Raw genomic sequence first — 1,385 nt, 5'->3', positions numbered from 1 at the left:
GTGGTGGATGGGGCTGGATTCGAACCAGCGAAGGCGGAGCCGGCAGATTTACAGTCTGCTCCCTTTAGCCACTCGGGAACCCATCCATTTTAATGAAAAAAATAAAATGGAGCTGGAAACAGGACTTGAACCCACAACATCCTCATTACAAGTGAGGTGCTCTACCAGTTGAGCTATTCCAGCATTTCCTTTGACAAGATTAAATTATATCACACTTTTCAACTATTGTAAACAGCATTTTTCATCTTTAATTAGTACGACAACTGCTGCTTAAATAATATATTACATTTTCATTGCTCTGTCAATGTTTTTCCTTTGTTAAAACAATCCAACTCACACTATTTTTCCTTTTAAAAGAAAAAATAATAATAAGATATGGCTGCCACTATAAAGCGGTAGTAGGCAAAAGAAGCCAAGGTAGACTTATTTAGAAATTTAATAAACCAAACAATTGATATGTACGCTACAACAAAAGCAACTACAAATCCAATGGAAAACATCTGTATATCAGCTATATTCAACTTATCCCAAACTTTTAATAGATCATATATACAGGCTACTGCCATAAGAGGGACAGCGATAATAAAGGAAAATTCAGCGGCTGCACTACGGCTTAACCCCAAAAGAAGCCCTCCAGATATTGTAGAACCAGAACGAGAAAAACCAGGCCATAGTGCAAGCACTTGAAACAACCCTACAAAGAACGCTTGCCGCAATGTTATTTTATCAACATTTGTAGTTATAGGACGCTTTGCTATTTTTTCAGCAACTAACATAAAAATGCCTCCTACAACTAAGCCAACAATAACTGTATACGGAGAAAACAGATATTCTTTAATTGGCTTATGCAGTAAATATGCAATACCCATAACTGGAATAATACCAGCCATAACATGTTTAATGGATAAACCATTTCCATAAATACTTAACTGTTGCGGTTTTAACATACGAGAAAATTTTTCTTGATATAAGAAAAGTACTGATAAAATAGCACCTAACTGAATAAACACCTCAAAAACACTAGCTTTTTCTCCTTCAAACCCCAGCATACTTCCTGCTAAAATCATATGTCCAGTAGAGGAAACGGGCAGATACTCTGTCACACCTTCCACAATACCAATTATCACAGCAATTAAATTTTCATTCATTCCACCACATCCTTATCAAAATAATCATAAAGATTATTATATCGCAAAACGAATGTAAAACCTACCTTTTTAGGTAAAAATTAAATATATTATAGATTTCTATACTCAAAAAGCTTATAGTTTCTCCTATTAAGCACAAGAGGGGGCTGTCGCACTAGCCCTAAAAAACAAAAATGGCAACCGGCAGTAGCCGGGAGCCATTTTTTTGTGTAAAATCAAGTTTGTTGGAACATGAAA

The 1,385-nt window shown here is 35.5% G+C and carries 1 protein-coding gene and 2 tRNA genes; all 3 read right to left on the bottom strand.

All coding sequences use genetic code 11. The features are described from left to right. Nucleotide 1: 1 nt before the first annotated feature. Nucleotides 2–86 (bottom strand) — tRNA-Tyr (locus BMZ99_RS25825). A gap of 21 nt (nt 87–107) precedes the next feature. After that, nucleotides 108–183: transfer RNA gene (locus tag BMZ99_RS25820), tRNA-Thr, on the bottom strand. 167 nt (nt 184–350) lie between these two features. Next, nucleotides 351–1,148 (bottom strand): undecaprenyl-diphosphate phosphatase, encoded by a 798-nt coding sequence (locus tag BMZ99_RS25815; RefSeq protein WP_090945014.1) that lies wholly within the window; start codon nt 1,146–1,148, stop codon nt 351–353. Between the last annotated feature and the right edge of the window lie 237 nt (nt 1,149–1,385).

Source organism: Pelosinus propionicus DSM 13327 (assembly GCF_900114615.1).
Lineage (GTDB): Bacteria > Bacillota > Negativicutes > DSM-13327 > DSM-13327 > Pelosinus > Pelosinus propionicus.
The sequence above is the reverse complement of the archived record's forward strand: the minus strand, read 5'-3'. Positions and strand labels throughout refer to the sequence as shown.